The sequence below is a fragment of the Streptomyces sp. AF1A genome (genome assembly GCF_047340315.1).
Classification (GTDB): Bacteria; Actinomycetota; Actinomycetes; order Streptomycetales; family Streptomycetaceae; genus Streptomyces.
This window is the reverse complement of the sequence record NZ_JBLEBI010000002.1, coordinates 94,329-111,196: the sequence shown is the minus strand read 5'-3', so window position 1 is coordinate 111,196 and position 16,868 is coordinate 94,329. Positions and strand designations below refer to the sequence as shown.

General features: G+C 71.8%; 15 protein-coding genes. 8 read left to right on the top strand and 7 right to left on the bottom strand.

Features of this window, described 5'->3' with window-relative positions:
* Positions 1-2 precede the first annotated feature (2 nt).
* A complete protein-coding gene (locus ACLU3S_RS01545; RefSeq protein WP_413949841.1) occupies positions 3-1,346 on the top strand; it encodes a glutamate-1-semialdehyde 2,1-aminomutase in 1,344 nt (447 codons plus the stop codon).
* Positions 1,347-1,353: 7 nt separating this feature from the next.
* On the opposite strand, the gene ACLU3S_RS01540 is transcribed toward ACLU3S_RS01545, so the two are convergent.
* The gene (locus ACLU3S_RS01540; RefSeq protein ID WP_413949840.1) at positions 1,354-2,040 is read right to left on the bottom strand and encodes a phosphatase PAP2 family protein; all 687 of its coding nucleotides are present in this window, start codon (positions 2,038-2,040) and stop codon (positions 1,354-1,356) included.
* A gap of 509 nt (positions 2,041-2,549) precedes the next feature.
* On the opposite strand from ACLU3S_RS01540, the gene ACLU3S_RS01535 reads away from it, so the two are divergent.
* Both ACLU3S_RS01535 and ACLU3S_RS01530 read left to right on the top strand, forming a co-directional pair.
* The gene (locus tag ACLU3S_RS01535) at positions 2,550-4,763 is read left to right on the top strand and encodes a SpoIIE family protein phosphatase (protein ID WP_413949839.1); all 2,214 of its coding nucleotides are present in this window, start codon (positions 2,550-2,552) and stop codon (positions 4,761-4,763) included.
* Positions 4,764-4,904: 141 nt separating this feature from the next.
* Positions 4,905-5,732 carry a ZIP family metal transporter gene (locus ACLU3S_RS01530; protein WP_413949838.1) on the top strand — a complete coding sequence of 276 codons (828 nt, stop codon included), beginning with the start codon at positions 4,905-4,907 and terminating at the stop codon, positions 5,730-5,732.
* A gap of 8 nt (positions 5,733-5,740) precedes the next feature.
* On the opposite strand, the gene ACLU3S_RS01525 is transcribed toward ACLU3S_RS01530, so the two are convergent.
* Both ACLU3S_RS01525 and ACLU3S_RS01520 read right to left on the bottom strand, forming a co-directional pair.
* A complete protein-coding gene (locus tag ACLU3S_RS01525) occupies positions 5,741-6,289 on the bottom strand; it encodes a DUF4142 domain-containing protein (RefSeq protein WP_413949837.1) in 549 nt (182 codons plus the stop codon).
* 266 nt (positions 6,290-6,555) lie between these two features.
* The gene (locus ACLU3S_RS01520; protein WP_413949836.1) at positions 6,556-6,882 is read right to left on the bottom strand and encodes a hypothetical protein; all 327 of its coding nucleotides are present in this window, start codon (positions 6,880-6,882) and stop codon (positions 6,556-6,558) included.
* A 310-nt stretch (positions 6,883-7,192) separates the two neighbouring features.
* On the opposite strand from ACLU3S_RS01520, the gene ACLU3S_RS01515 reads away from it, so the two are divergent.
* From ACLU3S_RS01515 to ACLU3S_RS01495, 5 genes are all read left to right on the top strand, one after another.
* Positions 7,193-8,065, top strand: a complete 873-nt coding sequence (locus ACLU3S_RS01515) for a helix-turn-helix domain-containing protein (RefSeq protein ID WP_413949835.1) — start codon at positions 7,193-7,195, stop codon at positions 8,063-8,065.
* A complete protein-coding gene (locus tag ACLU3S_RS01510; protein WP_413949834.1) occupies positions 8,062-8,310 on the top strand; it encodes a DUF397 domain-containing protein in 249 nt (82 codons plus the stop codon). The genes ACLU3S_RS01515 and ACLU3S_RS01510 overlap by 4 nt, the downstream gene beginning before the upstream one ends.
* 82 nt (positions 8,311-8,392) lie before the next feature.
* Positions 8,393-9,220, top strand: coding sequence for an SAM-dependent methyltransferase (locus tag ACLU3S_RS01505; protein ID WP_413949833.1), 828 nt, complete (start codon positions 8,393-8,395; stop codon positions 9,218-9,220).
* Positions 9,221-9,362: 142 nt separating this feature from the next.
* A complete protein-coding gene (locus ACLU3S_RS01500) occupies positions 9,363-10,280 on the top strand; it encodes a DUF6891 domain-containing protein (RefSeq protein ID WP_413949832.1) in 918 nt (305 codons plus the stop codon).
* A gap of 431 nt (positions 10,281-10,711) precedes the next feature.
* On the top strand, positions 10,712-11,896 hold the full coding sequence (locus ACLU3S_RS01495) for a type III polyketide synthase (RefSeq protein WP_413949831.1): 1,185 nt from the start codon (positions 10,712-10,714) through the stop codon (positions 11,894-11,896).
* Positions 11,897-11,918: 22 nt separating this feature from the next.
* Here the strand turns inward: ACLU3S_RS01495 and ACLU3S_RS01490 are convergent, their stop codons facing one another.
* From ACLU3S_RS01490 to ACLU3S_RS01475, 4 genes are all read right to left on the bottom strand, one after another.
* Positions 11,919-14,081, bottom strand: a complete 2,163-nt coding sequence (locus ACLU3S_RS01490) for a SpoIIE family protein phosphatase (RefSeq protein WP_413949830.1) — start codon at positions 14,079-14,081, stop codon at positions 11,919-11,921.
* Positions 14,082-14,499: 418 nt separating this feature from the next.
* Entirely contained in the window at positions 14,500-15,129 is a 630-nt protein-coding gene (locus tag ACLU3S_RS01485; protein WP_413949829.1) for a hypothetical protein, read from the bottom strand.
* 301 nt (positions 15,130-15,430) lie between these two features.
* A complete protein-coding gene (locus tag ACLU3S_RS01480) occupies positions 15,431-15,694 on the bottom strand; it encodes a hypothetical protein (protein WP_413949828.1) in 264 nt (87 codons plus the stop codon).
* 236 nt (positions 15,695-15,930) lie between these two features.
* Complete coding sequence (locus tag ACLU3S_RS01475) at positions 15,931-16,860, bottom strand: S66 peptidase family protein (protein ID WP_413949827.1); 930 nt, start codon at positions 16,858-16,860, stop codon at positions 15,931-15,933.
* Positions 16,861-16,868: the final 8 nt, after the last annotated feature.

The following is a 16,868-nucleotide window of genomic DNA, read 5'->3' as shown; positions in this document are numbered from 1 at the left end:
GCGTGCCCATCGAAGACACAGCAGACACCGCGGGGTTCCGGCTGCCTCGGTCGCGGGCGGCGAACGAGCGGCTGCACGCCATGATCCCCGGGGGCGCGCACACCTACGCCAAGGGCGACGACCAGTATCCCGAGGACCTGGCCCCGGTCATCAGCCACGGCCGCGGCGCGCACGTGTGGGACATCGACGGCAACCGCTACGTCGAGTACGGCTCGGGCCTGCGGTCGGTCAGCCTCGGCCACGCACACCCGCGCGTGATCGAGGCGGTGCGGCGGGAACTCGACCGCGGCAGCAACTTCGTCCGGCCGTCCATCGTGGAGGTCCAGGCCGCGGAACGCTTCCTGGCCACGGTGCCGACCGCGGACATGGTCAAGTTCGCGAAGAACGGCTCCGACGTCACCACCGCCGCGGTGCGCCTCGCCCGTGCCGTCACCGGGCGCCCGCGGGTGGCCATCTGCGCCGACCACGCCTTCTTCTCCGTCGACGACTGGTTCATCGGCACCACACCGATGTCCGCCGGCATTCCCGCGGCGACCACCGAGCTCACCGTGTCCTTCCCGTACGGGGACCTGGCCGCCACGGAGGAGTTGCTCATCCGGCACCAGGACGACATCGCCTGCCTCATCCTCGAACCCGCCACCCAGACCGAGCCGCCGCCCGGGTACCTCGCCGGCCTGCGCGAGCTTGCCGACCGGCACGGCTGCCTGCTGATCTTCGATGAGATGATCACCGGCTTCCGCTGGTCCGAGGCGGGCGCCCAGGGCCTGTACGGCGTCGTCCCCGACCTCTCCACGTTCGGCAAGGCGCTGGGCAACGGGTTCGCCGTCTCCGCGCTGGCCGGGCGCCGCGAGCTGATGGAGTGGGGCGGGCTGCGCCACTCCGGCGACCGGGTGTTCCTGCTGTCCACCACGCACGGCGCGGAAACGCACTCCCTGGCAGCCGCGATGGCCGTGCAGACCACGTACGTCGAGGAGGGCGTCACCGCGCGGCTGCACGCCCTCGGTGAGAGGCTGGCCGCCGGCGTCCGCGACGCCGCGAGGAGCATGGACGTCGGCGAGCACGTCGTCCTCCGGGGCCGGGCCAGCAACCTGGTCTTCGCCACCCTCGACGAGAAGGGCCGGCCGTCGCAGCAGTACCGCACCCTGTTCCTGCGCCGGCTCCTCGCGGGTGGGGTGCTGGCCCCGTCGTTCGTGGTGAGCAGCGCGCTGAGCGACGAGGACATCGACCACACCGTCGACGTGGTGGCCCAGGCGTGTGCGGTGTACCGGAAGGCGCTGGACGCCGGCGACCCCACCCCCTGGCTGGCCGGACGACCGGTGAAGCCGGTGTTCCGGCGCCTGGTGTGACGTGACGTCAGCGAGGCCCGCGCCGACCGGCGCCGGCCGTCCGGGCGGCCGGCCGGTCGGCGATCCGGTCGACCAGCCACGCGGTCACCGGAACCACCGCCAGCGCGGTGCACCAGCCGCCGAGGGCGTCGGTCGGATAGTGCGCGCCCAGGCCGACCTCCGCCCAGCCCATGACGGCACCGGCCACCAGTGCCGCGGCGAACACGAGGGATGTGCCGGCCGTCCCGCTCAGGCCGAGCCGGCCGGTGGCGAGGAGCGCCGCGATGAAGCCGAGGGCGGTGAGGAAAGCGGTGTGCCCGCTCGGATAGGACAGGTTGCCCCCGCCGTGGATGGTGCGTCCCACCAGGTGCTTGAGCAGCGTCGCCGTTGCCACGGTCATGCCGACGCCGGCGACGACGAGCGCCGCCGCGCGAGGACGCCGTAGCAGCAGGCAGCCTGCCACGACGGCCGTGATCAACACGGTCGATCCGGCCGGCTCCCCCAAGAAGTCCAGGGCATCGGCGACGTGCCGCCAGGGCGGCCGCACGCTGTCCGCCGTCGGCGGGACGAGCCACCGGTCCACCCTGCCGGGCTCGCCGTGGCCGGCGTACCGGACCCCGAGCACGACGACCACCAGGGCGGCGAACGCCGCGATCAGCCCGAGCCCCGCGCGCAGCGACTCGGGCAGCACCGCGCGCACCGGCCGGCCGGTCACCCGCCCACCACGTGCGGTGCACCCGCGGCTGCCTCCACGGCGCCGACGGCACGTACGGGCGGCAGGACGAGAAACCCGTCACGCAGACACCGGGCCGGGCCGGCCTCCAGGTCCGCTTCCGCCAGGCGATCCAACGCCAGCCCCCCCGTCCTGTCCGACCCCCCTCTGGCCAAGGACATCGGGATCAGTCTCCGCGTGCCACCCTAGCCAACATTCCGCGCAGACATCCGGGCGTCGCCGGAACAACTCCGGCCGCGGCGATGCGAGGGGGAGGACGCGGACCGCTGACGGGGCGGGCCGACACGGTCGGTGTCCAGGTGCGCGCGGAGCGGGAGCGGGCGGCGGCGGGATCCGGTGTGCATGCGACGACCTCGTGCCCGGCCGCCTCCGTAGGCTTGAATCGGTACGTATCGGTGCATACGAGCCTTTACAAGGTATTTGCCGAATGTAGTGGCGGATGATGGCCTGCCCGACATCCGGGGTAGGCGCCCGGCGAGGGGAGCCACGCGATGGCTGAGCGAGAACGACGATCGACGGGCGAGGGCCGCGGGTGCCAGGAGGTGCGCGGCATGGACGACCTGTCGCTGCTCTTCGGCACGTCGACCGCGCTGTTCGCGTCCCTGTACGGACCCACGCACGTGCTCGAGGCGGCGAACCCGGCCTTTTTCGCGAACCTCGGTGCCGGGCGGCCGGAACGGACCGGTGTGCCGCTGGTCGAGGTCATGCCCGAGCTGACCGACCAGGGATACATCGAGCTCCTCGACAGGGTGTACCGGACGGGGGAGCGGCAGGTCGGCCGTGACGCCCTGGTCGTCATCGGCACCGGTGAGGACGCCCGCGAGGCGTACTTCGACTTCACCTACGATGCCCGCCGCGACGACGAGGGCACCATCGTCGGCGTACGGCTGCTCGGCGTGGAGACCACCCAGGCCAAGCAGGCCCGGCGGCTCATCGCCGAGCAGCGCGCGCTGCTGGAGCAGATCGCCCGCCAGGCGCCGCTGCCGGACGTGCTGGACGGCATGTGCAGAACGATCGAGGAACTGTCCCCCGAGGTGATCGTCTCGGTCCTGCTGGCCGACGAGGACGGCCGTCATCTGCGCCACGGCGCGGCCCCCAGCCTCCCCGACTTCTACAACCGCGCCATTGACGGCGTCGCCACCGGTGACGGCGTGGGCTCGTGCGGCACCGCCGCCCACGGGCGCCGCGACGTGATCGTCAGCGACATCGCCACCGACCCCCTGTGGCGGGACTTCCGCCACCTCGCGGACAAGGCGGGACTCGCCGCCTGCTGGTCGACGCCGATCCTCGCCCGCGACGGCCGGCTCCTGGGCACGTTCGCGATGTACCACCGCACCCGCCGAGCCCCGCAGGACACCGACCTCGCGGTGGCCCGCGTCTTCACCGACATCGCCGCCCTCGCCATCGAGTGCCACCGCGCCGAACAGGCCCGGCGGGCGGCGGACGCGCGGGAGAAGGCGGCCCGGGACGACGTGTCCTTCCTGCTGACCGCCAGCACCGCCCTGGCCGGCCGACTGAGCGAGAAGGAGACGCTGCTGCGCCTCGCGGACCTGGCCAGCCCGGCCCTGGCCCCGCTGGCCACGGTCGACGTCGTGGAGGCAGGAGGCGTGCGCCGGGTGGCGAGCGTCGGTCCGAGCGAGGAGGCCCGCGGCCTGCTCGCCTCCCACGCGCCCGGACGCGGCGCGGAGGACGACGCCGTCGCCCGCGTCCTGGCCTCCGGCCTGACGGAGGAGGCCCGCCGCACCCCGAACGGGCCCGGCCCCTGGCGCGAACTGGGCGTCACCGGCTACGTCTGCGTCCCCCTGGTGGACCGCGGCCGGCGGCCCTTCGGCGCACTGACCCTGCTGTACACCGACGGACACTTCTTCGACGGTCACCGGGTCGCCCTGGCGGAGGAACTCGCGCGCCGCGCCGCCTCGGCCGCGCACAGCGCACGTCAGTACGCGCGTCGGGCCGCCCTCGCCCGTGACCTGCAGACCGGCCTGCTGCTGCCCGACCTGCCCGACATTCCCGGCGCCCAGCTCGCGGCCTTCTACCACCCGGCCGGCGAGGGGCTGGAGATAGGAGGGGACTTCTACGACGTCTTCGCCCGGGGCGACGGCAGCTGGGCCTTCATCCTCGGCGACGTCTGCGGTCGCGGCCCCATGGCCGCCACCACGACCGCCCTGGTCCGGCACACCGCCCGCGCCGTCGCACCGCTGTTCGACGACCCCGTCCACGTCGTCGAGGCCGTCGACAAGGCCCTGAACGACCGCAACGCACTCCAGGACAACGGCTTCGTGACCCTGGTCTACGGCCATCTCGCACCGGCCGCCGACGGACTCACCGTCCACCTCGTCCGGGCCGGTCACACGCTGCCCCTGCTGCTGGACACCGGCCACGTGGCCCACGCGGTCGAGGCGTCCGGCGCGCTGCTCGGCATCGGAGACCCACCCGGACTCACCGCCCGCCACCTCACCCTCCGCCCCACCGAGAGCCTGCTGCTGTACACCGACGGCATCACCGAGTGCCGGAGCGCCGCCGGCGAGCAGTACGGCGACATGCGACTGGCCAAGGCCCTGGCCTGCGCCCCGTGCCGGCCGGCCGCGGCCGACATCGTCCGCACCCTGGCCGAAGACGTCCGGGTCTTCATGGACGGCCGGGAGGTGGAGGACGACCAGGCCGCTCTGGTCGTCACCGCCGGCGAGCCGGCGCCGCAGGGCTGATCCGCGCACCTGACGGCGCAGCACAGCGAGGCAATGAATTGGCCAAGATTTCCGGAACCAACCCTCCTGGGATTGTTAGGTAAGGCTTACCTGGCTTACCTTCTGGGGGCTTCTTTGCGCACGTCAGACCGGAGAGTCCCCATGTCCAGCGCCAACATCACCCTGCTCGGCGCCATCGCAGGCTTCACCATCTACCTCGGCCTCCCGCTCGGCCGCCTCCGCACGCCCACCCCACGTCTCCGTGCCGGGCTCAATGCCGTGGCCATCGGCATCCTGGTCTTCCTCGTCTGGGACGTCCTCACCCATGCCTGGGAGCCGACCGACGAGGCGCTGAGCAAGCACGACTGGGCCACGGTCGCGTCCGGAGCCGCCACGCTGGCCGTCGGCCTGGCCACAGGGCTGGCCGGACTCGTCCATTACGACGCCTGGATCGCCCGCCGCCGTGCCGCCGGATCGCGGCAGTCCGGGCCCGGTGCGGCCGTCAGTGCGGAGCTGGCACCGCGAACGCGCAGCCAGGCCGCTTCGCTGGCCCTGATGATCGCCACCGGCATCGGTCTGCACAACTTCGCCGAGGGCCTGGCCATCGGCAACTCCGCGGCTCAGGGCGAGCTGTCCCTCGCGGTGCTGCTGATCATCGGTTTCGGCCTGCACAACGCCACCGAGGGATTCGGCATCGTCGCCCCTCTGGCCGCCGAGGGCGAACGCCCGTCCTGGTCCTCGCTCCTTCTGCTCGGCCTGATCGGTGGCGGTCCCACCTTCCTCGGCACACTCGTCGGCCAGCACCTGGTCAACGACACCCTGTCGATCGCGTTCCTCGGCCTGGCCGCCGGCTCCATCCTCTACGTGGTCATCGAGCTGCTGGCCGTCGCCCGCAGAACCGGGCTGAAGACGCTCACCACTTGGTGCGTCCTCCTGGGCCTTCTGCTCGGCTTCGCCACGGACGCCGTGGTCACGGCCGCCGGCGCCTGACGCCCGGACTACGCGTGGCACACGCCGTGGTCGACCATCCGAATGTGGCGTGCGACCACCGGTCGCGCGCTCTTGGCCAGGGACTTCACCGTCGGGTTGGTGCCCGAGGCGATCTCCTTGTCGATGAGCGCGAGGGTCTGCACGTGGCCGGGGTACTGGGCCTTGAGCCACGCGGCGTCGTACGCGGCCTTGCCGGACAGGGACTTCAGGGCGGCGGTCTGCCTCAGCTGCGCGGCTGTCTGCCCGGACGGCAGTGTCACGCCGAGCCGAGCCGCCGTCCTGGTGACACCGGCGTCGAGGGTGCGGTGGTCGCGGACGAGGTCGGCGCCCACCCGCTTGACGCAGGCGGTGGTCGCACCGCTCCGAGCCTGCTGACCGGTCGTGATCTCCCACAAGTTGCCCTGGTGGGCCGCGGTCAGCAACTGCCGGTCCAACGGGGAGACGCCCGCCGACGAGGGCGACGGCGCAGCGACGGCCGGAAGGGCCATGGCACCCACGGCGCACAGGGTGGCGGCGCAAACGGCGGCGGAACGGGCGCGGGACGGAGTGGCGTACATGAATCCCTCCACGGGTCGCACGTGCGAGCCCCGACGAAATCCCCCTCATCGCTCACATAGCGGCAAACGACACTCAATCCATGGTTCACCGGGGCGAGTGGGTCGGCAACCCGGGCCCGATGCGGGAACCGGCGTGACGCCGCCGGAACCCGACGGCCGACCAGGCACGTTCACGCTGCTCGCGGGTGCCTGGTTCACCGATCACTCGACATGCGGGGCGGGCAACCCGTGGGTGTGGCCGGGTACTCATCGCCGGCGGGACGGGGCTACGGGTGGAGGCGCTCCACTCCCTCACGCCGTTCGCCCCGGCCGGCCGGTGTGATCGGTGTGGGATCGGTGAGGTTCTCGGGCGCCGTCGTCCATTCGACGCCGCCTCGCCGCGGGGCCAGCCAGGCGACGGGCGTCGGCGCCGTGCCCTCCGGGGCGATGGCGCGGAGGATTCCCCGCCGTCCTGTCGCGGAGTCCGTCACCATGTGGCCGAGCCAGGGGTGGGAGCGGTGCATCAGGCCCGTCGAGGTCGCGGCCGCCCCGCGCGAGGAGACGGTGGCCGCGGCCTTGGACGTCGAGGTGAGGAGCGGTGTGTGGGGGGACATGGTGGTTGCCTTCCATCCGAGGCCGGGCCGCGAGCAGGTGGAGCGGCGGCATGCCTTCCCGACAGGTCTGTTCGATTCGGCGCTCTGCCCTCGAACGTTTGGTGGCATCAACTCCGCATAGCTGAGCTGCTGTTGACGGTGGGGGCCTGAGCGCTCGGTGGGACTGCTTACCCATGTAACTATGCGCGCAGCCGACTTCACCCTGCAACTGCTTCCCTGATAATTTCACCCGGGCGGTATCCAACTGGTGTCATCACCAACTCCCTTTCCGGCAGAGTACGGTGATGGATCATCAGAGATTGGGGTTGGTGTGATGGAGGGTCGTTCCGGGGCGGGCAACAGCGCGCCGACGGTTCTTCGGATGATCCTCGGCCGCCGGCTGCGGGAGAGGCGGCAGGGCGCCGATGTGTCGCTGGAGGACGCCGCCAGTGCCCTGCGGGTGAAGCCGCTGACCATCCGGCGCCTGGAGAAGGCGGAGGTCGCTCTCCGGCCCCTGTACGTGGAGCGGCTGCTGGAGGCCTACGGAGCCGACCGGCAGGAGATCGACGAGTTCGTCGCGATGGCCGAGCGGGCCAACGAGCCGGGCTGGTGGCACGACTACCGTGACGTGCTGCCGAGCTGGTTCTCCGCCTACGTCAGCCTGGAGACCAGCGCCAGGACACTGCGTACCTATGAGCCGCACTACGTCACCGGGCTGCTGCAGACGTACGACTACGCGCGCGCCGTCCTGCGCGGCGGCTTTCCCAACGACGGCGAGGAAGATCTGGAGCGGCGCGTGCAGGCTCGGTTGCGCCGGCAGCAACTGCTGCAGAGCGAGGACGCGCCCACGCTGTGGGTGGTGATGGAGGAGGCCGTCCTGCACCGCGTCGTCGGCGGGGCGGAGGTGATGCGGGCGCAGATCGACCGGCTCCTCGACGTCTCGGAGCTGGCGCACGTCAGCATCGACGTCGTCCCCTTCTCCGCCGGCGCCCATGTCGGCGCGTGCGCCCCCTTCACCTACTTCCGGTTCGAGGAGCCGGAGTTGCCCGACGTCGTCTACAGCGAGGTCCTCACCGCCTCCATGTACCTGGACCAGCGCTCGGATGTCGCCGCCCATCTGGAAGCACACAACCGGATGTCGCTGCTGACCTCCTCCGCGGAGAGCAGAGCGCTGTTGCAACGCATGCGCAAGGAGTACTCATGACCAGCCATGGCAGTGTCTACAACGGGATGCCCGCGTCCGACCTCGGTGAGCACGGCTGGGAGTGCCCGTGGAGCGGACCCAACGGGGGCCAGTGCGTGGAGACGAAGCAACTCGCCGACGGCCGCGTAGCACTGCGCCAGTCGACGGACCCCTCGGGCCCCGCGCTGATCTACACCACCGAGGAGATCAGCGCGTTCCTCGAAGGAGTCAAGAAGGGCCTCGCCGATCATCTGACGGCCGGCTGAACCTCAGCGCGATCGGGAGAAGGCGGCGCACGAGGCCGCCTGCACCCGCTCTGCATGCCACGCAACTAGGGAAGGGAAGAGCATGAGCAGCACGCCGGCCTCACGGGACATCGACACCAGCAGGCCTCATTCCGCACGCATGTACGACTACTACCTGGGCGGCAAAGACCACTTCGAGGTGGACAAGCAGGCGGCCGAGAACGTCGCGGCCGTCTATCCCGGTATCTTCGTGTGCGCCCGTGAGAACCGGTCCTTCATGCACCGCGCGACCCGGGTTCTCGCGCGCGACTACGGCATCCGCCAGTGGCTGGACATCGGCACCGGCATCCCCACCGAGCCGAACCTGCACCAGGTGGCCCAGGCCGTCGTCCCCGACGCCCGGGTCGTCTACGCCGACAACGACCCTCTCGTCCTGAAGTACGCCGAGCGCCTGATGCGCAGCACGGTCCAGGGCCGCACGACCTACATCGAGGCCGACGTCAAGGACCCCGACTCGCTGCTGGACGCCCCCGTCCTCTCCGAGGTGCTGAACCTGAACGAGCCGGTGGCGCTGTCCCTCAACGCGCTGATGCACTTCATCACCGACCAGCAGGACCCGTACGGGATCGTCAACCGTCTGCTCGGCGCACTGCCCTCCGGCAGTGCCCTGGCGCTGAGCCACTGCACCCCCGACTTCGATCCGTCCACCTGGCAGAAGGTCACCGACATCTACGTGAACGCGGGAACGCCCGTGCAGTTCCGCTCCCGCGCCGACGTCGCCCGCTTCTTCGACGGTCTGGAACTCCTCGACCCCGGCATCACGGTGGGTCACCGCTGGCGTCCCGACCCCGTGACCGAAGACGCCACCGCGGCCGAACCGCCCACGGACGCCCAGGTCAGCCTGTGGACCGGCGTGGGCATCAAGCCCTGACGGCCGCACGGCTGACACACACGTAGGCGCTTTACCAGCGGGTCCGGAGGCGGTGGGTGCCGAAGCCGGACCCGGCTGCCGCGGCGCAGCCGCGTCGCGGATCGGGAAGTCCGCTGTCAGAGGCACGTGGCAGAGTGTGCGCATGCTCGAGATCGTGGTGAGGACGGAGAACGGGGAGCGGCACGTCCGTGTGTCCGCCGGGGAACTGGCCGGACTGGTCCGGCGCATCGGCGCCGACGGTGACCGGTTCCTGGTGGTCCAGCGGATACCGGACCTGCCGGACGTCTTCGCCCAGGTCTGGCACCAGGCCGGCGGTGACTACACGTTGGAGCACCGCGACGGTGCCGCCGACCGCCACTTCGAGGTGACAACCGGCAGTCCGGAGGTCGTCGCTGCGGCCGTCACCGGCTGGGCACGCCAGGAAGCCGGATGGGACGACGGCCTGGCGTGGTCGCCGCTGGACATGGGCCCCGCCCAGGAGGCGCCTGCGCTCGACCTCGACGAAGCCGAGCGCGAGGAGTTGGAACAGCGCGTCCGCGAGGTCCTGATCGGCGGCTACGCCTCCCGTGCCGAACTGGCCGAGCTCGCCGAGGAGTACCTGGTCACCGAGGACCGCCGACCCGTCTCGCGTCAGCAGGCGGCGGCCCTGGCCGACCGGCTGTGGCTGGAGCGCGTCGCGGAACAGGCCACGTGGCAGGGCGAGACCGATCCCGAGCGGCTCACCCGCGCCTTCACCGCCCTGCGGCAGGCCGGTGTCACGGCCCGCGAGAACTTCACCTGCTGCCGCAACTGCGGCCAGGCCGAGATCGGCGGCGCGGGCGAGCCCGACGCCCGCGGGTACGTCTACTTCCACACCCAGTGCACGGATGCCGCCGCGGCCGGCCATGGACTGACGCTCCTCCACGGTGGCTTCGACGGCTCGGCCGAGACCACCGCGGCCATCGGACGCGAGGTCGTGGCCGCCCTCGATGCGGCCGACCTCCCCACCGAGTGGGACGGCGACCCCAGCCGGGCCATCACCGTCGCCCCGCTGGACTGGCGCCGCCGGCTCGTCGGCTAGGAGACACGCGAGAGATCACTTCCGCATGCCGAGCGCGAGAGCGTGACGGCTGCCCGGCTGCACTCGGCCGCGTTGCCGGCCGCGCCGGTTCCGGCCTGCACGACCCACTCGGGCGGCTCCCGCTTCGTCCTTCCGGCGCGCTCCTGCGCGGCCTTTCGCGGAGTGTCCCGTCCCGCTGACGGCACGTCAGGTAAGAGCCGCGTGAGCCCTCCAGGGCCCCTGCTCCACCGATGTGTGTCGTGTCACGCGCTCAAAATGCCGCTTAAGTTGTCTGCATCACAGCGCAAATGTCCAATCACGTCCATGCTCGAAACCGACGCCGACTCCCGAAGTCGGGCCTATCGGCATGTCCTTGGGCTTCCGCTCACAAAGTGGCCCAGGACACAGCGCTCGCGATGTCCCCCTGATTCCCCCGGAAAGGTGCCCCCACTATGGCCGCTTACCTTTGCGCTCCTGCAGTGATACACGGCGCACATGCCGTGAAGACCAGCGAGATCGTGGCCGAGGTGCGCGACCGGCACCCGGACGCGGCATGGGCGCCGAGGATCGACGGCATCGCGGCCAGCACGGGCATCGAAGCCCGCGGGTGGATGCTGCCGTTGGAGACCGCCGTCGCGCCCGGCAACGGCGGCGGGCTGCAGGCCGTCGGCACCGGGCCGGCCCAAGAGGCGCTGGCACGCGAGGGGTTCACCCCGCAGGACGTGGACCGCGCGATCGCCGCGCTCGAGGCGATACCCGCGCCGCAGACCGTCCAGGAGCGCACCGCGCCGGCATGGGAGGCCGTGCAGTCCTACGGGGAGCGTGCGGCGCGCGGGGCCCTGCAGATCGCCGGGCTGGACGCGGCGGACGTCGACTGCCTGATCACCAGCAACTCCACCACCCCGGCGCTGCCGGGTCTGGACGTCGCCCTGGCCAACAAGCTCGCGCTCCGCGACGACGCGATGCTGCTGCCCGCCACGCAGTGGGCCTGCATCGCGGGGACCCGCTCCCTGGCGCTGGCGGCGGATCTTGTGGCCGCCGACCCGGACCGGGTGGTCCTGGTCGTCATCGCGGAGGCGCTGAGCACGACCTACCAGCCCGCGGACGACACCCTCGAGTCCCTGATCGTCCGGCTGCTGTTCGCGGACACCGCGGTCGCCGCGGTGGTCACGGGCCGCCCGAGGCGCGAGTCCGTGCTGCGGCTGGACTCCGCCTGGCACCACACCCTGCCCGGCACCCAGGACCTCCACCGCCTGGACACGCGGGCGGACGGCACCCACTTCGTGATGGACCGGCGCGGTCCGCGCGCCGTACAGGAGACGGTCGCCGCGATGTGGGAGTGGCTGCGCGTCCGCTACCAGGACGACCCCGAGTCCTGGCACCCCGACGTGCTCCTCGCTCACCCCGGCGGGACGCGGGTGCTGGAGTACATGGAGCAGACGATGCCCGACACCTGGCCGTCGGGACTGTTGGACTATAGCCGGGAGAGCTACACCACCGGCAACCGCGGCGGCGCCGCTGTGTTCGACATCATGCGGCGGGCGCACGACGCCGGGCAGAAGCCGGGCAGCCGCGCCGTCCTGTACGCGGCGGCACCGGGCCTGACCGCCACCGCCCTGGAAGGCGAGTGGCTGTAGCGCGAGCTCTCGCCCCGGCGCGTCACCGCGCGACTCTCGCCCACACCACCTTGCCGGTGTCCGTCCACCGCACCCCCCACCGGGAGGTCAGCGTGTGCACGACACGCAGGCCACGACCGCCGTCGGCGAGGAGGGAGCCCCCGCTCAGCCGTGGTCTGCCGTTGCTGGTGTCGCCGACTTCACAGAGCAGTCCGTGACCGGTCCTGACCACCCGGACCGTGATGGGGCCGGTGGCGAAGCGCACCGCGTTGGTGACGAGCTCGCTGACCAGGAGCAGGACCTTGTCCCGGGTGGCGTCCCTGACGCGCCAGCGCCGCAGCAGCGCGGAGACCAGCGCGCGGGCACGGGAGGGGGCGTCGTACCGGGCGGGCAGCCGCCAGGTCGCGGTGTCCCCCTTGCGGTAGCCGATCATCCGCGCGAGCAGGAGGGTCACGTCGTCGCGCTGGTGCGGGGGCGCGAGCGTGGACACCACGTCCCGTGCGGCCTGCTGCAGGCCGTCCCAGGGGTGGACCGCGGACACGGCGTCCCCCAGTCTGCCGATGCCCTCGTCGATCGGCACGGCCGGATCCTCCACCAGGCCGTCGGTGTAGAGGGCGAGCAGGGAGCCCGGCGGTGCGTCGAACGTGTGTACGTCGAAGGGTTCCCGGAGCGCGAACTCGGCGCCCAGGCCGGGATGAGGGCGGACCGCGAGCGGGTCCGCGTGCCCGTCCGGGGAGACCAGGACCGGGGGGAGGTGGCCGGCGCTGGACAGCGCCACGCGGTGGCTGACCGGGTCGTACAGGGCGATGCAGCAGGTGGACCCGAGGGCGCTGTAACCGGCCGCCAGCCCGGACTCCGCGTCGTCCAGCAGCGTCACGGTCGCGTCCAGGTGCTCCAGGACCTCGTCGGGCGCGAGTCCCGCGGACAGCAGCGCGCGGGCCTCCGTGCTCAGCTGTCCCATGGTCGCCGCGGCTCCCAGGCCGTGCCCGACGACGTCGCCGACCACCAGCGCGGTACGGCCGTCCGGCAGCGGAAAGCTGTTCACCCAGTCGCCGCCGACGCCGGCGCTGTCGGGGGTGGCGGGCTGGTAGACGCTGGCGATCTCGATGGTGTCGCCGCCGGTCCGGGGCAGCAGCCGGCGCTGCAGCGCCAGCACCTGGGTGTGCTCGCGCTGGTGCTGACGGGCGAGGTCGACGTGATGGGCGGTCCTGGCCACCAGTTCCTGCAGGTCGAACAGTTCGCTGTCGCGGAAGGGGCAGTCCGCCCGCCGCCAGACCTCCGCCACGCCCAGCACGACGGGCGGTGAGGCGTCCAGAACCAGCGGTATGCACACCACGCCGGCCGGCCGGTCACTGGGCACCAGGGCGCGTATCACGCGCGGACTGCCGAAGACCCGCTCCACCGCCTCCCGGTCGGGTATCACGATGGCCTGCGGGGCGTCGTCCCGCCGTACCGCCTGGGCCAGCAGGCGACTGGCATCGCTGGGGAGATCGTTGCCCGGAGTCACGTAGCCCTCGGGCCACGCCCGGTCGGGCACCAGGGCCGCTCGCCGCAGCCGGATGCGCTCGTGCGACTGCCCGGTGACTCCCTCGCCCGTCCACACGGCGAAGTCGAGGTCGACGGCGGCCACGTCTCCCCAGGCCAGCAGGGACTGCGCCAGCGACTGCGCGGTCTCGCCGATGTCCAGCGAGGTGCCGATCGCGTTCTCCGAGGCGAACAGGTGCAGCCGCCTGGCCATGGCGATCAGGGAGACGGTCAGGCCCTCCTGGGGCGTCGCGGCGGGCAGGATGCTCAGCGAGACCACGAGCTCCGAGCCGTCGCCGCGCCGCAGCCGCTGGATCCGGGCGACGTGCGCCTCACCGGTCTCCAGGACCTGCCGCAGCCGCCGCGTGACCGTCGGTATGTCCCCGGGGGGCAGGAGATCGACGAAACGGCTCCCCGGCGCGGCGTGCAGGCCCGCGAAGACCGGGGCGTCGAGATTGCAGCGAGTGATCCTCAGATCCTTGTCCAGGGCGAGCGCGCCGAGAATCTGGTCCTGGGGGCCGACCACCGCGTTGTCGGGCGCGTACCGGCCGGCGGTGCGCTCACCCTTCGCGTCGCCGGATCCGGCGCCCGGGGCCGCTCCGCGGCGCGGGATGTAGCGCCCCAGGGCGCTGCTGACCAGGTCGAACGCCGAAGGTGACGAGGAGGAGGGGGTGGAGTCCATGCGGCTCTCTCAGCAATCCCCGGCGCATCACCGGGGCCGTTCTCGGACCCGCGCCATGGGGACCCGAGATCCCTGCACACCTCATTGAATAACACCGGGAGTCGCTTCGCCCACATCAGCGGATCATGCGGCGAAGGCAGACCGTGAGGAGCGCCACTGAGACGCCGACGCCGGCGCCGGCGGCTCCGCTGTCGGCTGAGCGGGATCGCCGGGGCGGCCGTTCCCTGTCGCGAGGGCCCGCGGAACATGTCGAGGATCTTCACCGGAGCAGGCTTCGTGATCACGCTGCGGATCACCCGGTCGACGGGCTCTTCGAGGCGGCCTCGCTGCGCCGGGCGACTGCCGGGGAATGGTCCGAGCTGGAGCTCCGGCCCGATTCCGGCGGGCCGGGGCTCCACAGCGTGCGCTCGATCGTGTCCTAGTCCCCGTGGTGCCGCTTGATCAGGCGGAAGCTGGCCACCACGCCGTTGTCGACGTCGATACCGTCGGTGGTCCCCGGGTGCACGCCGTAGCTGGAGCTGTGGGGTCCCACGACGGCGACGGGTGCGCCGTTGTCACAGACCGGCCCGCGGAAGACCTCGACGGTCTTGCGGGTGTCGTTGCGGACGTTCAGGCTGTTCGCGCCCAGCCCGCTGAGCACGGCGATGCAGTCGCCGAGGTGGGACGAGTACGACCGCTCGTTCACCAGGACGCGGCCCTCCTTCTCTCCTCGGCCTCCGTTGTACTCGTTGTCCTCCCGGCCCCCGTTGCCCTGGTTGCCCTTGCCGTTGCCGTTGCCCTCACTGCCCTTGCTGGTGTTGCCTTCGTTGCCCTTGCTGTTGCTGTTGTTGCTGCTGCCGTTGTTGTTGCTGTTGTTGTTCTGCCCGGAGTCACCGCCCCGGGGCGCGGGGGCGGCGGCCGGGCCCTGCTGAGGCACCGGGGCCTGCTGAGGCGCCGGGGCCTGCTGAGGCACCGGAGTGGAGGTGGCCGAGGCGTAGGTGATGCCGGTCGCGGCCAGAGCTGCGGCGGCCGAAACAGCGGCGGTGATCACGGTGGAACGGAGCTTCATATCGCTGTCTCCTGACTCAGGGATGCCGGCCTGTCAGCCGACCCGTGAACGAACGTAGTCATGGCTGTCATGCCGGTCATGTCGGGAGATCGGGACCAGAGCTCCGATCAGGGCATTTATGGCGCTGTTTCAATAACTGATGGAGCGTCACTCTTTAAGCGGAAAAGGGCGATTGACATACTATTAGGCCGTTGGGTTGATCTTCTGACATCCATTCACTACTTCGCTACGGCGTGTCGCTGCGGGCGACGTGAGGTGGGTCGTGTTAGGCGGGGCAGCCACGCCGATGCCCACGCCCGCATCACCCGACCGGTCGAGGCCCGCCGGCGGCTCTCAGTGCCCCGTCGCCGGCCTGGGACGACGTGATGACCCGGTCAAGGAGTTCGGTCACCTCTTGGCGTGTCGGTGGCTCGACCCAGCCGAGGGCGGCGCCTTCCCGGACCAGGTCGGCCAGGACCTGATGGGCGGACTCGGCGAACCGGAGTCCGCGATCCGGGTCCGACATCAGAAGCCTGCCGTCCAGGACGACTGGCTCTGCGGGGTCGCTGCTGGTGGCCCTGTCCATGAGCGGAAGCCTGACGTGCTCCCTGGTGCGAAGTCCAGGCATTCCGGCCGGGGGCGTCCGCGGTCCCGGCCCCGGAGACGGCTGCCCGACGTGGGTGGCCCCCGTGGCCTCCGCCGTGGGCACCGCCTGAGCGCGGACCGGCCGGGTCCGGTGGCCCGGGGCCCCGGAGAGCCGGTCGTGGCGGACGAGGTCCGCGCTCAGGCGGGGTCTTGGGGCGGTGGTCCCGTCGTGATGGCTCAGGCGAGCACGGGGTTCAGGAACGTGAGAACGCCCGCGTCCGCGTCGAGCCTGGCCCGGGTGCCGATGGGGAACGTCTGCTGCGGCACGCCGTGGCCGATGTCCGCGCCGGTCAGGACCGGGATGCCGAGGTCGCCGAGCCGGTCGTGCAGCAGTTCCTCGACCCGCTCGCGCGTGCCGCAGTCCGTGAAGGTGCCGCAGACGATGCCGGCCGCGCCGTCGAAGTACCCACCGCGGCGCAGCTGGGTGAGGAACCGGTCGAGCCGGAACGTCTCCTCGTCCACGTCCTCCAGCAGCACGATGCCGCCGCGCGCGGGCAGCGAGGTGTCGGTGCCCAGGGAGCAGGCGAGCAGGGTGACCGTGCCGCCCAGGGTGACGCCCTCCGCGGCGCCGCCGACCAAGGGGCGGGAGCCGGGGAAGCGCAGTTCCTTGACGGACGCCGGGTCGGTGAGCAGCGCGGCGAGCCCGTCGAAGTCGGCCCGGCCCGGGTGGAAGCCGCGGATGGCGGGCATCGGTCCGAACAGCCCCGTCCAGCCCAGCTTCACCGCCACCGCCTCCAGCAGCGCCGTCACGTCGGAGAAGCCGATGACGGTGCGCGGGGTGGGCGTGCCGATGGCGTCCCAGTCGACCAGTTCCAGGGTGCGCTGGGCACCGTAGCCGCCGGCCGCGCAGAAGACGGCCGTGAACGCCGGATCGGTGAGCGCGGCGGTCAGGTCGCGGGCGCGCAGCGCGTCGTCACCGGCGAGGTACTCGCCGTCCGCGCGCGCGGAGGCGAACACTTCGGGCTGGAGGCCGAGCCCGCGCAGCGACTCCAGGCCGACCTCCAGGTTCTCCTGGTTGGGCGGCCCGCTGGCGGCGATGACGGCGACACGGTCACCGGGCTTGGGGGCGGCGGGGCGGACGAGCCCCTCGGGGGGCAGGGTGGGCATGTGACTCC